Origin of the sequence: Amycolatopsis sp. NPDC050768 (assembly GCF_040654155.1) — a bacterium.
Classification (GTDB): domain Bacteria; phylum Actinomycetota; class Actinomycetes; order Mycobacteriales; family Pseudonocardiaceae; genus Amycolatopsis.
This window is the reverse complement of sequence record NZ_JBFAHL010000032.1, coordinates 26,169-39,399: the sequence shown is the minus strand read 5'-3', so window position 1 is coordinate 39,399 and position 13,231 is coordinate 26,169. Positions and strand designations below refer to the sequence as shown.

At 71.2% G+C, this 13,231-nt stretch carries 15 protein-coding genes; 2 read left to right on the top strand and 13 right to left on the bottom strand.

Features of this window, described 5'->3' with window-relative positions; all coding sequences use genetic code 11:
* Positions 1 to 25 precede the first annotated feature (25 nt).
* Genes AB0H62_RS48675 through AB0H62_RS48655 form a run of 5 tightly spaced genes read right to left on the bottom strand, consistent with a single transcriptional unit; the run spans position 26 to position 4,629 of the window.
* Positions 26 to 808: an ABC transporter ATP-binding protein gene (locus AB0H62_RS48675; protein ID WP_360592738.1), complete on the bottom strand. Its 783-nt coding sequence runs from the start codon at positions 806 to 808 to the stop codon at positions 26 to 28.
* Positions 805 to 1,578 (bottom strand): ABC transporter ATP-binding protein, encoded by a 774-nt coding sequence (locus tag AB0H62_RS48670; protein ID WP_360592737.1) that lies wholly within the window; start codon positions 1,576 to 1,578, stop codon positions 805 to 807. Before AB0H62_RS48670 ends, AB0H62_RS48675 begins: the two co-directional genes overlap by 4 nt.
* Entirely contained in the window at positions 1,575 to 2,558 is a 984-nt protein-coding gene (locus AB0H62_RS48665; protein ID WP_360592736.1) for a branched-chain amino acid ABC transporter permease, read from the bottom strand. Before AB0H62_RS48665 ends, AB0H62_RS48670 begins: the two co-directional genes overlap by 4 nt.
* Entirely contained in the window at positions 2,555 to 3,433 is an 879-nt protein-coding gene (locus AB0H62_RS48660; RefSeq protein ID WP_220243261.1) for a branched-chain amino acid ABC transporter permease, read from the bottom strand. Before AB0H62_RS48660 ends, AB0H62_RS48665 begins: the two co-directional genes overlap by 4 nt.
* Before the next feature lie 8 nt (positions 3,434 to 3,441).
* Positions 3,442 to 4,629 (bottom strand): ABC transporter substrate-binding protein, encoded by a 1,188-nt coding sequence (locus AB0H62_RS48655; protein WP_220243262.1) that lies wholly within the window; start codon positions 4,627 to 4,629, stop codon positions 3,442 to 3,444.
* Positions 4,630 to 4,875: 246 nt separating this feature from the next.
* On the opposite strand from AB0H62_RS48655, the gene AB0H62_RS48650 reads away from it, so the two are divergent.
* Positions 4,876 to 5,670 (top strand): IclR family transcriptional regulator, encoded by a 795-nt coding sequence (locus AB0H62_RS48650; RefSeq protein ID WP_220243263.1) that lies wholly within the window; start codon positions 4,876 to 4,878, stop codon positions 5,668 to 5,670.
* On the opposite strand, the gene AB0H62_RS48645 is transcribed toward AB0H62_RS48650, so the two are convergent.
* The 8 genes from AB0H62_RS48645 to AB0H62_RS48610 all read right to left on the bottom strand — a co-directional run bounded on the left by AB0H62_RS48645 (position 5,667) and on the right by AB0H62_RS48610 (position 11,965).
* Positions 5,667 to 6,398: a class II aldolase/adducin family protein gene (locus AB0H62_RS48645; RefSeq protein WP_360592735.1), complete on the bottom strand. Its 732-nt coding sequence runs from the start codon at positions 6,396 to 6,398 to the stop codon at positions 5,667 to 5,669. The genes AB0H62_RS48650 and AB0H62_RS48645 overlap by 4 nt on opposite strands.
* A complete protein-coding gene (locus tag AB0H62_RS48640; RefSeq protein WP_360592734.1) occupies positions 6,395 to 7,621 on the bottom strand; it encodes an FAD-dependent oxidoreductase in 1,227 nt (408 codons plus the stop codon). The genes AB0H62_RS48645 and AB0H62_RS48640 overlap by 4 nt, the downstream gene beginning before the upstream one ends.
* Positions 7,618 to 7,815: a ferredoxin gene (locus tag AB0H62_RS48635; RefSeq protein WP_354879801.1), complete on the bottom strand. Its 198-nt coding sequence runs from the start codon at positions 7,813 to 7,815 to the stop codon at positions 7,618 to 7,620. The genes AB0H62_RS48640 and AB0H62_RS48635 overlap by 4 nt, the downstream gene beginning before the upstream one ends.
* 19 nt (positions 7,816 to 7,834) lie before the next feature.
* Positions 7,835 to 8,638 (bottom strand): 3-(cis-5,6-dihydroxycyclohexa-1,3-dien-1-yl)propanoate dehydrogenase, encoded by an 804-nt coding sequence (gene hcaB / locus AB0H62_RS48630; protein WP_360592733.1) that lies wholly within the window; start codon positions 8,636 to 8,638, stop codon positions 7,835 to 7,837.
* On the bottom strand, positions 8,635 to 8,961 hold the full coding sequence (locus AB0H62_RS48625) for a hypothetical protein (RefSeq protein WP_360592732.1): 327 nt from the start codon (positions 8,959 to 8,961) through the stop codon (positions 8,635 to 8,637). Before AB0H62_RS48625 ends, hcaB begins: the two co-directional genes overlap by 4 nt.
* Positions 8,958 to 9,539, bottom strand: a complete 582-nt coding sequence (locus AB0H62_RS48620) for a 3-phenylpropionate/cinnamic acid dioxygenase subunit beta (protein WP_220243269.1) — start codon at positions 9,537 to 9,539, stop codon at positions 8,958 to 8,960. The genes AB0H62_RS48625 and AB0H62_RS48620 overlap by 4 nt, the downstream gene beginning before the upstream one ends.
* Positions 9,536 to 10,927: a Rieske 2Fe-2S domain-containing protein gene (locus AB0H62_RS48615; protein WP_360592731.1), complete on the bottom strand. Its 1,392-nt coding sequence runs from the start codon at positions 10,925 to 10,927 to the stop codon at positions 9,536 to 9,538. The genes AB0H62_RS48620 and AB0H62_RS48615 overlap by 4 nt, the downstream gene beginning before the upstream one ends.
* Positions 10,928 to 11,098: 171 nt before the next feature.
* Positions 11,099 to 11,965 carry an alpha/beta hydrolase gene (locus AB0H62_RS48610; protein ID WP_360592730.1) on the bottom strand — a complete coding sequence of 289 codons (867 nt, stop codon included), beginning with the start codon at positions 11,963 to 11,965 and terminating at the stop codon, positions 11,099 to 11,101.
* Between the two features lie 236 nt (positions 11,966 to 12,201).
* Here AB0H62_RS48610 and AB0H62_RS48605 point away from each other — a divergent pair, with 236 nt between their 5' ends.
* On the top strand, positions 12,202 to 13,215 hold the full coding sequence (locus AB0H62_RS48605) for an NADP-dependent oxidoreductase (RefSeq protein WP_220243271.1): 1,014 nt from the start codon (positions 12,202 to 12,204) through the stop codon (positions 13,213 to 13,215).
* Positions 13,216 to 13,231: the final 16 nt, after the last annotated feature.

Here is a 13,231-nt window from a genome sequence, read left to right as displayed (position 1 = left end):
CGTTGAGCTTCTACTGTGGACAGTCTTAAGTGGTCTGCAGCGGTTCGCGCAACCCGGCGGGCAACGCGCGGGCGTGACCCACGGCGACGGCGTCGCGGGCGGTGCCGAGGTAATGGCGGCTCACGTCCTCGTCGGCGAGCAGGGCCGCCGCGGTGTCGGTGCGGGTGATGGTGCCGTTCTCCATCACCACGCCGTGGTCGGCGATGCCGAGCGCAGCAGCGGCGTTCTGCTCGGCGAGCAGGATCGTCACGCCGTCGCGCGCGAGCTGTTGCAGCACGCCGAGGATCTCGGTGACCAGCAAGGGCGCGATGCCCAGCGACGGTTCGTCGAGCAGCAGCACCTTCGGCTCCCGCACGAGCGCCCGCGCGATGGCCAGCATCTGCTGCTGCCCGCCGGACAGCAGCCCGGACTGGCGGGTGGCGAACTTGCGCAGGATCGGGAACAGGCCGTAGACGCGCTCCAGGCGCTCGGTCGCCGCTGTGCCGCGCACTCCCGTGCCGTGCAACCCGACCTGCAGGTTCTCCGCGACGGTCAGGTCGCCGAAAAGCTGCCGCCCGGCCGGGACGAGGCACACGCCGCGGCGCGCCACCTCGTGCGCGGGGAGCCCGGCGACCGGTTCGCCGCCCAGCGTGACTTCCCCCGCGGATGGCCGGTGCAGCCCGGCGAGGCACTTGAGCAGCGTGGTCTTGCCCGCGCCGTTGGCGCCGATCATCGCGACCATGGTGCCGTCGGGGACCTCGCAGGAGACCTCGTGCAGCACGCGGGTGGAGCCGTAGCGGGCGTCGAGGCCGCGGACGGTGAGGTTCATGGCTTCACTCCCAGGTAGGCCTCGATCACGGCCGGGTCGGCCTGCACGCGCTGCGGCACGTCGTCGGCGATCACGCGGCCGGCGTCGAGGACGGTGACGTGGTCGCTCACGGTCATCACGAGCTCGATGTTGTGCTCGATCACCACCAGCGAGATGCCGCCCGCGCACACCGCGCGCAGCGCCGCCGCGAGCTCACCGGTCTCCGTGTCGTCGAGCCCTGCCGCCGGTTCGTCCAGCAGCAGCAACGTCGGCCCGCCCGCGAGTCCCCGCGCGACCTCGACCAGCCGCTGGGCACCGGCGGGCAGCTCGCCCGCGAGGGAGTCGGCGTACGCGCCGAGCTCCAGGAACTCCAGCAGCTCGTCGGCGCGGCGGCCGAGGGCGCGTTCCTCGCGGCGGGTGCCCGGCAGGCGCAAGCCGTCGGAGAGGAACCGCGCACGGGTGAAGCGGTAGCCGCCGAGCATCACGTTCTCGCGCACGGTCAGCGTGCCGACCAGCCGAGCCGACTGGAAGGTGCGCGCGAGGCCGAGCGTGGGCAGCCGGTGTGGGCGGACGCCGGTGATGTCCTGTCCGGCGAACTCGACGCGGCCGGCGTCGGGCGCGGTGAACCCGGTCATGAGGTCGAGCAGCGTGGTCTTGCCGGCGCCGTTGGGGCCGATGATCGCGCGCACGGTGCCGGGGGCGACGGTGAAGCTCACGTCGTCGACCGCGGTCACGCCGCCGAAGCGGCGGGTCAGGCCGTGCACGGCCAGCAGCTGGGTCTCGGTGGTCATCGCTGCACCGCTTTCTTGATCGCGCCCCAGATCCCGCGCGGCAGGTAGGTGATCACGACGATGAGCACGACCCCGGCCACGAACGGCGACCAGGACGCGAAACTCTGCCCCACCTCCGGCAGCCCCTGGATCACGAGCGCGCCCAGCAGCGGCCCGACGATCGTGCGCGCGCCGCCGAGCGCGAGCATGATCACGATGCTCAGCGCCACCGTCACGCCGACCACTTCCGGCGAGATGAACCGCAGGTAGAACGCGTAGAGGCTGCCGCCAAGCGAGGCGTAGACGGCGGAGACCACGAACGCGCTGGTCTTGTAGCGGGCCGCGTTGATGCCGAGCATCGTCGCGGCCGCCGGGTCGGCGGCGATGGCCGAGAGCGCCCGCCCGGTCTGGGAACGCTGCAGGTTGCCGACGAACCACGCGCCGAGCCCGCACACCACGAGCAGCAGGTAGTAGTTGGCCTGGTCGCTGAAGACGTCGAACGTGCCCAGGCGCAGGCTCGGCACGCCGACCAGGCCCGAGGGCCCGCCCGTGAACCCGGTGAGCCCGGACGCGAGCGACTCGGTGATCACGGCCAGCCCCAGCGTCGCCAGCGCGAGGTAGTAGCCGCGCAGCCGCAGGAACACGGTGCCCAGCCCGGCCGCGACCGCAGCGGAGACCACGGCCATCACGATCATCGCCACCAGCGACGGCCAGTGCCAGCGCAGCGTGAGCAGGCCCGCGCCGTAGCCGCCGATCGCCATGAACAGCGTCTGTCCCAACGAGACCTGGCCCGCGTAACCCATGAGCAGGTTGAGCCCGAGCACGATCAGGAAGAAGATCCCGGCGATCACGAGCAGGCCCAGCCAGCCCGGGACCAGCAACGGCAGCACGAGTGCGACGACCACCGCCACGGCCGCGACGACCAGCCGCTGCGGTGACCGACCGCGGCCGGCCTGCGGGCGGGCCGCGGTGGTGGGAGTGGTCTTTTCCTGCGTGGTCATCGGCGCACCTCGCTCGTCTTGCCCAGCAGCCCGGTCGGTCGCACGAGCAGGAGCACGATGAGCACGGCCATCGCGATCACCTGCGCGAGGTCACCGCTGGTGTAGCGGCTGAAAAGTCCTTGCAGCAGACCGAGAACGAGGCCGCCGACGACGGCACCGGCCGTGCTGCCGAGGCCGCCCGCGACCGCCGCGATGAACCCGGCAACCGCGTACGGCGTCACCGTGGAGAACTGCAGGAACGTCGCCGGGATGACCGTGGTGCCGGCCAGCGCCGCCATCGCGCCGGCGAGGCTGAACGCGATCAGGCGGATGCGCCCGACGTTGATCCCTTGCAGCGCGGCGGCTTCCGGGTTGCTCGCCGTGGCGCGCATCGTCAGCCCGAGGCTCGTGCGCTGCACCAGGAACCACAGGGCGGCCACCGTCACCACGAGCGCGCCGATGATCCACAGGTACTGCGACACGATGCGGACGCCGCCGATCGTGATCGCGGTGTCTCCGCTGAAGGGCTGCATCGTGTACGGCAGGTTGCCCCACACGAGCAGCAGCAGCCCGCCGATGGCCTGCAACAGCCCGACGGTGACCAGCAGCATCCGGTCCGGCGTCGCGCGGGCCGCGGCCGGCGCCATCACCAGCCGTTCCACCACCGCCATGAGCAACGCGAACAGTGGCACCACGATAACCACGGTGACCAGCGGTGGCACACCGAGCCACTGCTGGATCGACACGGCCAGCAGCGCCGCGAGCACCACGAACCCGCCCTGGGCGAGGTTGATGATGCGGCTGATCGAATAGACGAGCGAGACGCCCAGCGCGATCAGCGCGTACACGCCCCCGTCGGCGAGGCCGCCGACGATGACCTGGATCAGTCCGGACATGGCCGTGCTCATCTCCCCACGAAGGTCAGCCGGCCACCGGTCGCGCGCACGATGCCGACGTCGTCGGCGCCGATCCCGCGGTGGTTGTCCCGGGCGAACGAATAAGTGCCGACGACACCTGAGACCCCGCGCAGGCTCTCCAGTGCGTCACGGGTTGCGGCGACGTTGCCGTGCGCCTTCTCCAGCGCCTGCGCGACGAGCAGCACCCCGTCGTAGGCGACGCCGGGGCCGAAGTCGGGGTCGGCACCGTAGCGGGCGCGGAACTCGTCGTGGTAGCCGCGTTCCAGCTGCTGCACCTGGGTGCTCGGGTTCTGCTGCTGCCACCAGAAGTCGCGCGTGGCCGGGATGAGCAACGTGTCCGGCGTGTAGTCGGCGATGCGGCGCAGGAACGCGTAGGTGAGGTTGCCGTCAGTGGTCGCGACCGGGAGCTTGAGTCCCATTTGGTCGATGCCCTTGAACGCGACACCCGCGGCCGCGCCGCTGCTCCACACCACCAGCGCCTGCGGCTGGCCCGAGGTGGTGGCTTGCAGCTGCGAGGTCACCGACACCGCGGTGGGGCTGTAGCTGGCCTGTCCCACCACGGAAACGCCCGTGTGCGCGGCGGCCGACTGGATCGCGTGCGCGCCGTCGAGACCGCTCGCGTCGGTGGTGTAGATGAGCCCGACGCGCGTGATGCCCTGGCTCTTCCAGTACGCCAGCAGCCGCTCGGCGAGCGTGTCGGTCGGCGCGCTGGCCGACCACTGGTACGAGCCCGGTTTCGGCTTCACACCGGGGGAAAGGCAGTAGTCGATCAGCTGCGCGCTGGACGCCAGCGGGATCACGGCCTGGCACGGACCCGACAGCGACGGTCCGACGAGCGCGTCGACGCTGCCGAGCATCTTGCGCGTCTGCAGCACGGCCTGCGCGGGATTGCTCTGGTCGTCGGCGGTGCGCAGCCGCAGGGGCTTGCCGTTGACGCCGCCGCGCGCGTTGATCTGGTCCACCGCCAGCTGCGCGCCCTGCAGCTCACCGACGCCGAGCTGGCTGCCGGTGCCGGTCTGGCTGGTGATGAGGCCCAGGGTGTAGGCGGAGTCGTCTGAAGCGGCTGAAGCGGAGCAGCCGGCCGTGGCGAGTGCGAGAGCCGCGAACACGAAGCCGAAGCGGCGCCGTGGTGGGGACGGTCTCGACGACGGGGAGAACTGAACAGCAACGGTCATGGTTCACCAGTCTTCTGCGATGAAGAAGTGCGCTCTGTCTAACAGAGGTTGAGAACCGGGTCAAGCCACAGGTTCGCCGTGCGTTCCCAGCGTTTCGAAACGGTTGCGGACCGCGTTTTCCGCTGCCCGCAAAGGTGAGTCGTTCTCGAGTTCTTGCCTGCCGGGCAAGCGTTCCCGGCGCGGACCGCTTGCGGCGCGGTGATCACCGCGCCCCGCCGGCTTCGCCGCTTGCCGTACGATTCTGCTATGAAGAAGCCCGCTCTCGACCCCGCCGGCGCGCACTCGCCCGCACCGCAGTACCCGATCGACTCGGTCGACAAGGCGCTTCGGATCCTCCTGCTGCTGGGGGATCGCCCCGAGCTGCGGATGACGGACGTCGCCGAGTACCTGGGTGTCGCCTCTTCCACCGCGCACCGCCTGCTGGCGATGCTGCAGTACCGCGGTTTCATCCGGCAGGACGCGCGAACGAAGACCTACCGGCCGGGCACCTCGCTCACGGCCGTCGCCTTCGCGATCCTGCAGCGGTTCGACGTGCGCGAGACGCTGCGCCCGTTCCTCGAGAAGCTCAACAACGAGTTCGCCGAGACCGTGCACCTCGCGATCCTCGACGGCACCACGGTGCGGTTCATCGAGGCCATCGAAAGCCCGCGCGCGGTCCGGGTCGCCTCGCGGCTGGGCCAGGCGATGCCCGCCAACTGCACCTCGACCGGCAAGGCGCTGCTCGCCGAGCTGTCCACCGAGGACCTGCACCGGATGTACCCGGACGAGCAGCTGGAGACTCTCACGCCCAACTCGATCGGCACGCGCAGCGAGCTGGAGCTGGAGATCGAGAGTGTGCGCCGGCGCGGCTATTCGACCAGCAGCGAGGAGAGCGAAGAGGGCGTGGCGTCGGTCGCCGTCGCCTTCCCCGCCGGGAACCTCCCCGCGCGGCTCGCGCTGAACGTCTCGCTGCCGGTCGGGCGGCTGTCGCGCGCCGAGGTCCGGCAGATCGGCGAACGTCTCAAGGAGACGGTCGCCGAAGCCACGCCGCTGTTGCATTAACAGCTGGTGCACTGGCCGAGCCGGGCGAGCTCGTGGCGCCAGGCCACGCCCTCGTTGAAGGCCGGCCCCAGGTCGGGCAGCTCCGCCAGGTCCTCGGGCGGCAGGTCGGCGAGCCGGCCGCCGGCACTCACCACGTCCAGCGCCATCCGTGCGAGCGTGTCCACAGATAACGCGCGCAGCACCGCTTCCTGCACCGAACCGCCGCTGCTCGTGAGGCCGTGCCCACGCAGCAGAACGACCGGCCGGCCGGCCATCGCGGAGACCATTTCCTTCGCCAGCGTGCGGTTGCGGACCAGGACCCCACGCGGGTACACGGGCACGCCGCCGGCCGCGAGCTTGGCGCCGGGGATGTCGTAGGCGCCCACGATGGGCCGGATCGCCAGCCCCGCCAGGTCCGCCGCGACGACCGACGGCGGGTGCGCGTGCACCACGGCCTTCACCTCGGGATCGGCGCGCAGCACCTCAGTGTGCAGGGGCAGCTCGTTGGGGACCGACCAGCCGTCGAGCTCCCCGGACGCCGCGGCCGCGCCGTTGAGGTCGACCAGCCGGATGTCCTCGGGCGTGGTCCACGCCAGGCCCCGCTCCTGCTGCCCGCGGCAGCGGACGAGGAGGCGTTCGTCATCGATGCGCAGGGAAACATGGCCGAGGAACCCTTCCGCCAGCCCGCGGGCGGCGAGCACGCGGCAGGCGTCGGAGACGAGCTGCCGTTCCTGCTGCAACTCGGTCATGCCGCGCTCACCGGGGCGATCAGCTTGTCCAGCACGGAAAGTCCTTCCTCGTAGGGGGTTCCGGCGGTGATGAGCCGGCGCGCGGCGACGAGCAGCTTCGGCCAGTTCACCGTGACGGCCGCGGAAAGCCGGCCGGTTTCGTCGCGGTAGAGCGCGGCGAACCGCGGTGGATCGGTGGTGGGATCTCCGGCCAGCTCGAAGCCGGTCGCCCGGTTCGGCCGTCCCGCGATCTGGATCTTCCAGTCGTACTGGTCGCTCCACGCGTACTCGGTCGGCCGGTACTGCACCGGCTCCTCCGGGTGGACGACGTTGTGCGCCACGCACGCCGCCTGCTCGACCGCGTTGGTCCAGTGCTCGACGCGCACGTGCTCGCCGTGGCCGGCGTGGAACCAGCGGGCGACGTCGCCGACGCCGAAGATCTCCGGGTGCCCGGTGGCGCGGCAGAACTCGTCGCACACGAGGCCGTTGTCCAGCTCCAGCCCCGAATCGGCGAGCCATTCGACCGCCGGCACCGCGCCGATGCCGACGACTGCCGTGCCCGCGGGTAGCACCGTCCCGTCGGTGAGCGTGATCTCCAGCGCGCCCACCCGCCCGGACACCGCCCGGACGCCGGTGCCGAAGCGCGTCTCGACGCCGTGGCGCCGGTGCACGTCGCCGACCAGCCGGCCCACCTCGTCGCCGAGCACGCGCGCGATCGGCGCCGGCAGCGGGTCGACGACGGTGACCTCGCGGCCGGCGGCGTGGGCGGTGGCCGCGACCTCGGCGCCTATGAACCCGCCGCCGACGACCACGAGCGGCCCCGGTTCGGCGAGCGCGGCCCGCAAGCCCGTGCCGTCGGTGAGGGTCCGGAGCACGTGCACCCCGGATTCGGCGGCCCACGGCGACGGCCGCGCGGTGGCGCCGGTGGCGATCACGAGGGTGTCGTAGCCGAGGTCGGTCCCCTCGGCCAGCTCGACCGTACGCGCGACCGGGTCGAGGCCCGTCGCCGCGACGCCGAGCCGCAGCTCGATGCCGTCGGCGGCGGCTTCCTCCTCCGTGAGCAGCGCCAGCCGGTCGTGCTCCCACGCGCCGGCGAGGAACTGCTTGGACAGCGGCGGTTTGTCGTAGGGCAGATGCGGTTCGGCTCCGACGAGGACGATCCGACCGTCGTGGCCCTGCGCCCGCAGCGCCTGCGCCGTGCGGACGCCGCCCACCGACGCGCCGACGATCACGACCGTGCTCATCCGTCGACCACCCCCAGTGCCTTGACCGGGCAGCTGCGCGCGGCCGCTTCGACGCGGGCGCGGTCGGCCTCGGGGATGGTTTCGGTCAGCAGGACGACTTTGCCGTCGTCGTCGATGTCGTAGACGTCTTCGGCGGTGGTGAGGCAGTTGCCGTACCCCTGGCAGAGGTCGGTGTCGGCGGTGAGCTTGGCCATCGGTCTTTCCGTTTCGGGTTCAGGATCGCTTGCGGGGCGCGGAAACACCGATGCCGCCGTCGGGGTGGACGGCCTGACCGGTGATGCCGCGAGCGCGGTCGGAGGCGAGGAACACGTAGCTCCACGCGTGGTCCTCGCCGCTGAGCGCCACGTGCAGGGGCACGCGCGCGGCGAGCTCCTCGGCCCGCCGCGGCGCGTCGCCGAGGCTGCGCTCGGCGGTGCCGAGGCTGGGCAGGCCGCGCAGGTCGGTGCCCAGCGTCCCGCCGGGCGCGACGCCGTTCACGCGGATCTCCGGCGCGAGGTCGTGCGCGAGCGCGGTGACGAGCCCGCGCACGGCGAACTTCGACGACAGGTACAGCACGCCGCCGCGCCCCGGGTAGTACGACGACGTCGACTCGGTCAGCAGCACCACGCCGTGACCCGAGCGCTTCAGCTCGGGCAGCGCAGCCTTCACCGAATGCAGGTGGCTCTTGACGTTGGTGCGGAACATCTCGTCGAACGCGTCGTCGAGCACCTCGGCGTCGAGGTCCTCGATGCTGCGGTAGAAGTCGAAGACACCGACGCAGTTGACGAGCACGTCGAGGCCGCCGAACGCGGCGACGGCGGCGGCCACCGCGCTGTCGTTGGCCACTCGCGTGGTGGCGTCGCCGACCGTGACCGGCACATCCGGGACCTCGGCTTCGAGCGCGGCCGCCTTGGCCGCATCGCGTTCGAGCACGGCGACGCGGGCGCCTTCCGAGCGGAACGCGTCGACCACGGCCCGGCCGATGCCCGAACCGGCGCCGACGACGAGCGCGCGGCGGCCCTCCAGCCAGCCCGTCACGAGTCCTCCCCCGGGTCGGTGGGTTCGGTGGCCACGAGCGGGCCGAACGGGTGGCCGATCATGGCGGAGAACGTCTCGGTGTTCTGCCAGGTCAGCGCCTCCAGCTCCAGCGGGCACAACGACACCCACTGGCCCGACTTCGGCGACTCGATCAGCAGCCGGGCACCGTTGCGCGTGTCGACGCGCCGCACCAGGATCTCGGCGAACTCGTTGCCGAGCCGGATGACCTCGCCCGTGGTGTGGGCGACCAGTTCGTCGTGTTCCGCGGCAGCCGCGGCCGCCGCGCGGGCGTCCTCGGCCTCGCCTTCCCAGGAGAGGCTCACAGGAAGATCGCCAGGTTCTGCATGCGGATCACCGAATCGTCGACGAGGATCGTGCGCCGCGCGAGCTGCCAGCCGTCGGGCGTGCTGCGCAGCAGATCCTCGCGCCCGGCGGAGACGATCGAGCCGGACAGCACGTCGCCGCGGCTGCGGAACAGCAGCGTCGCGGACTCCACGACGAGGTGGTTGTCGTCTTCGGTCGCGAAGGTGCGCACGTTGGACAGGTGGTGGCGCAGGCGCGAAGGCGGGTCCTCGGTCCAGGCGTGCTCGGTCATGAACCGCGCGACGCGCCGCGACAGCGAGTACTTGTCCTCGTCGAAGTGCGCCATCCCCGGCGCGGTGTCGAACCCGGCGCCCAGCGCGGTGGTGACGCGCACCGGCATCAGGTAGTGGATGTCCTCGGTGAGCGTGGTCAGCCACTGCTCGTAGTCCTGCGCGTCGAGCAGCCACGCTTCGTCGACCAGCCACTGGTGGGCCCGGAGGTGGCGGGCGTCGTCGAACGGCAGCGGCCGGCCGGTGCGCAGGATGCGGGACGCGTGCGCCCCGAGCGGCGAGCGGCTGGAGTGCGTCTCGGTGGTCATGCCTGCACCGCCTCGGCGGTCTCGGCCGGCGCGCCGACTTCCAGGGCGGTGGCCGATTTCGCCGGCTGTTCGAGGTAGTCGGCCCAGCGGTTGAGCAGCTCGCGCTGGTTGTACTCGCCGTACCCGGTGTGCGCGACGCCCGGGCCGTGGAACTGCTCCGGGGTGAGCGCGGGGACGACCTCGGTGTCGTCTTCGAGGATGCCCATGCGGCTGTTGAGCTTGAGGCGCCGCGCCATCGAGCCGGCGGCGGTGTTGGTGAGCGAGACCCAGTTCTCGACGTCGTCCTGCTCGAACATGCCGGTGGACCCGAAGCACATCAGATAAGCCTTGTAGGACAAGGCCTTGTACTCCTCGGGCGCCTCCGCGTCGACCGCGAACCAGGACAGCACCTCGGTCTCGTTCTCGCTGATCGGCTGCCACTGGCGGACGGAGATGAACGGCAGCACGTCGTCGGAATCCGCGACGCGCGGCCAGTTGTGCACGAACGACAGGTTCGGGAACACCGAAGCGGCAGAGATCATGAAGCCGTCCTCGCCGATCACCTGCTGCTGGGCCTGCGAGAAGGTGGCCTTCATCCGGTCGACCATCTCCTGCGGGTAGCCGACGTAGCGCGTGCGCTCGTCGAACCCGCCCGGCGGCAGCTTGTAGGTGGTGCCGCCGCCGTTGCCGGCCCAGTAGGTGGCGCCGTCCTTGCGCTTCTCCGCCTTCGGCTCGCGGAACAGGCCGATCTCCACGACGGACGTGTGCGTCTGCGGCGTGTGGTACATGTCGCCGGCGAAGTTCTCGGCGCCGATCTTCCAGTTGGCCTTCACGCGCCAGCGCTGCGGGCCGCGCAGCTCGATGCCGCTGGGGCTCTGCTTGGTGTAGAAGTCGAGGTAGAAGCGGAAATCGCCGAGGAAGTCCACCAGCGGCGGGGCTTCCGGGTCCAGCGAGACGAAGATCAGCCCGTTGTAGGTGTCGAGGTTCGGCGCCGGCAGCAGCCGCTGGCCCTTGCGCTTGAACCCGGCCTCGCCGCCGTAGGCCTCCTGGTGGAACGGCAGCCCGACGATCCGGCCGTCGTTGCGGTAGGACCAGCCGTGGTAAGGGCACCGGAAGTGCGAGGCGTTGCCCATCTCCGCACGGCAGACCTGCATCCCGCGGTGCAGACACATGTTGAAGTGCGCCCGGATCTCGCCCTTCTCGTCGCGCGTGACGATGAACGAGTCGTCCAGCACGCGGCGCACCACGTAGTCGCCGGGCTTGGCGATCTCCGACTCGTGGGCCACGAACAGCCACGCCCGGCCGAAGACGCGCTCCCGCTCCAGCTCGAAGATCTCCCGGTCGTTGTAGATGTGCGCCGGGATCATCCCGCGCCGCACGTCGGACAGGGTGCCGGACTGATCCGTCATCGTCGACTCTCCTCAAACCAAAACTCTGTAGAGCAGAACTAATCTCTGAACAGTAGAGCAGACGCAGAGATCGGGAGTCAATCGCCGGGGTGGGCCTCGAGGTGCGAGCCCGGACACGCCGAAGAGCGCCGCCGAAGACAGCTCGGCGGCGCTCACGGTGAGGCTGGTCGGTTACTCGGGCTTGCGGTACCGGCGCGCGAAGAAGGCCAGGACGTCTTCCACGAACCGCTGCGCGTGCTCGATGTTGGGCAGGTGGCCGCATTCGGCGTACACACGCAGCTCGGCGTCCGGGAGGCGCGCGGAGATCTCGTCCGCGTACCCGGGCTCGCGCAGGGGGTCCTCGGCGCCGGCGATCACCAGGGTCGGCACGCGGACGCGTTCGTAGGCGATCGGGTCCTTCTTGCCGAAGTTCTCGCCGCCGTGGTCCGGCGTCAGCGGCTTCGGCGGCCGCAGCCGCGCGGACGCGGCGCACTCCCACGCGCCGGGTTCGAGGCTCATCCGGTGGCGCCGGCGCACGTACTCGGGATCGTCGGCCCAGCGGCTGGAGTACATCGCCGTGCGCAGGATCTTCGCCATCCCGGCTTCGGTGAGGTCGTACTCCTGGATGGCGGCGCGGGCCTCGTTGAACGGGATGAACCCGCCACCGCTCGCCAGCACCGCCGCGGCGACCGGGAGCAGCGGGGTCTCGGTCGCGAGGTCTTCGGCCAGGTAGGTGCCGCCCATCGAGTTCCCGACGAAGGCCGCGGACTCGATGCCCAGCACCCGGACGGTGGCGGCGATGTGCCGCACCCGCCGGCCCTTGGGGTCGGCGAAGTCGATCACCTTGTCGGTTTTGCCGTAACCCAGCCAGTCGGGCGCGTACACGTGGTACCCGGCGTCGGCCAGGCCCGGGATGGTCTCCGTCCACGAGCCTTCGGCCGACGACCCGTACTCCCCCGAGTGCAGCAGGACCACGGGCGGCCCGTCGACCGGTCCCGCCTCGAGGTAGTGCGTACGCATGCCGTCGACGGTGACGAATCGGCTCGAGCGCTCGGCCACGGGTCCTCCTCTTCGGTGGGTCCCCGAGAATCGCGGTTCTGCCCCGTGCTCGTCAGCGACCTGGCTTCCGTCCGGGTGTAACTCGAGGCACACGCCCCCTTCTCGACCTGGGGTTCCCGACCTGGGTGCAGCCGCGACCCGACCCAGGTCACTGCGGTTTCGATCAAGCCGGTGAACCCTGGGCTGGCCGTGCTGAAATCCGCGCCCGTACGCGAGGGCGCTCTGAGGAGAAGCCCATGTCGATGACACACACCCGGCGCTATGTCCTCGCCGCCCGGCCCGCCACCACGACCGGGCCGCTCGAAGACGGGGTGCTGCGCTACGAGGACCACGCGCCCGTGCCCGCGTTGCGGGACGGCCAGGTGTCGGTGAAGGTCGGGTGGCTGTCGCTGGACGTCGCCACCCGCGGCTGGATGAACGACGTGCGCAACTACCTGCCACCCGCACCTCTGGGCGAGGCGATGCGTGCGCTGGGCGCCGGCGTCGTCACCGAGTCGCGGTACCCGGGCCTGGTAACCGGCGACCGCGTGTCCGGACTGCTGGGCTGGCAGGAGGACGCCGTGGTCGACGGCTCGACCCTGCGGAAGGTGCCCGACGGCGTGCCGCTGCAGGCCGCGCTGCACGTGCTCGGCATCTCCGGCCAGACGGCGTGGCTGGGCCTGCACGACATCGGCCGGCCTCGGGCCGGTGAAACGGTGGTCGTCACCGCCGCGGCCGGCGCAGTCGGTTCCATCGCGGTGCAGCTCGCCGTGGCCGCCGGCGCCCGCGTGATCGGCGTCGCGGGCACGCCGGAGAAGTGCGATCTCGTGCGCGAACTGGGCGCCCTCGACTGCGTGAACTACCGCACGCAGGACGTCGAGGCCGCGATCACCGAGCTCGCCCCCGACCGCGTGGACGTGGTGTTCGACAACGTCGGCGGCGCGATCCTCGACGCCCTGCTGCCCCACCTCGCGGTGAACGCCCGCGTCGTCCTGTGCGGCGCGGTGTCCCGCTACGACAAGGGCGGCCCCGTCCCGCTGCGGAACTGGTTCCACCTGCTGCCGAACCGCGTGCGCATGGAGGGCTTCATCTACATGGACCACGCCGCCCGCTTCGACGAAGTCGAGGCCGACCTCCTGCCCCGCGTCCGCGCCGGCGAGCTGCGCTGCCAGGAACACGTGATCGACGGCCTGAAGGCCGCACCCGACGGCATTCAGGTCCTGCTGAACGGCAGCAACAACGGCAAGGTCCTCGTGAAACTGGGCGACTGACCCATCCCCTCGAGTC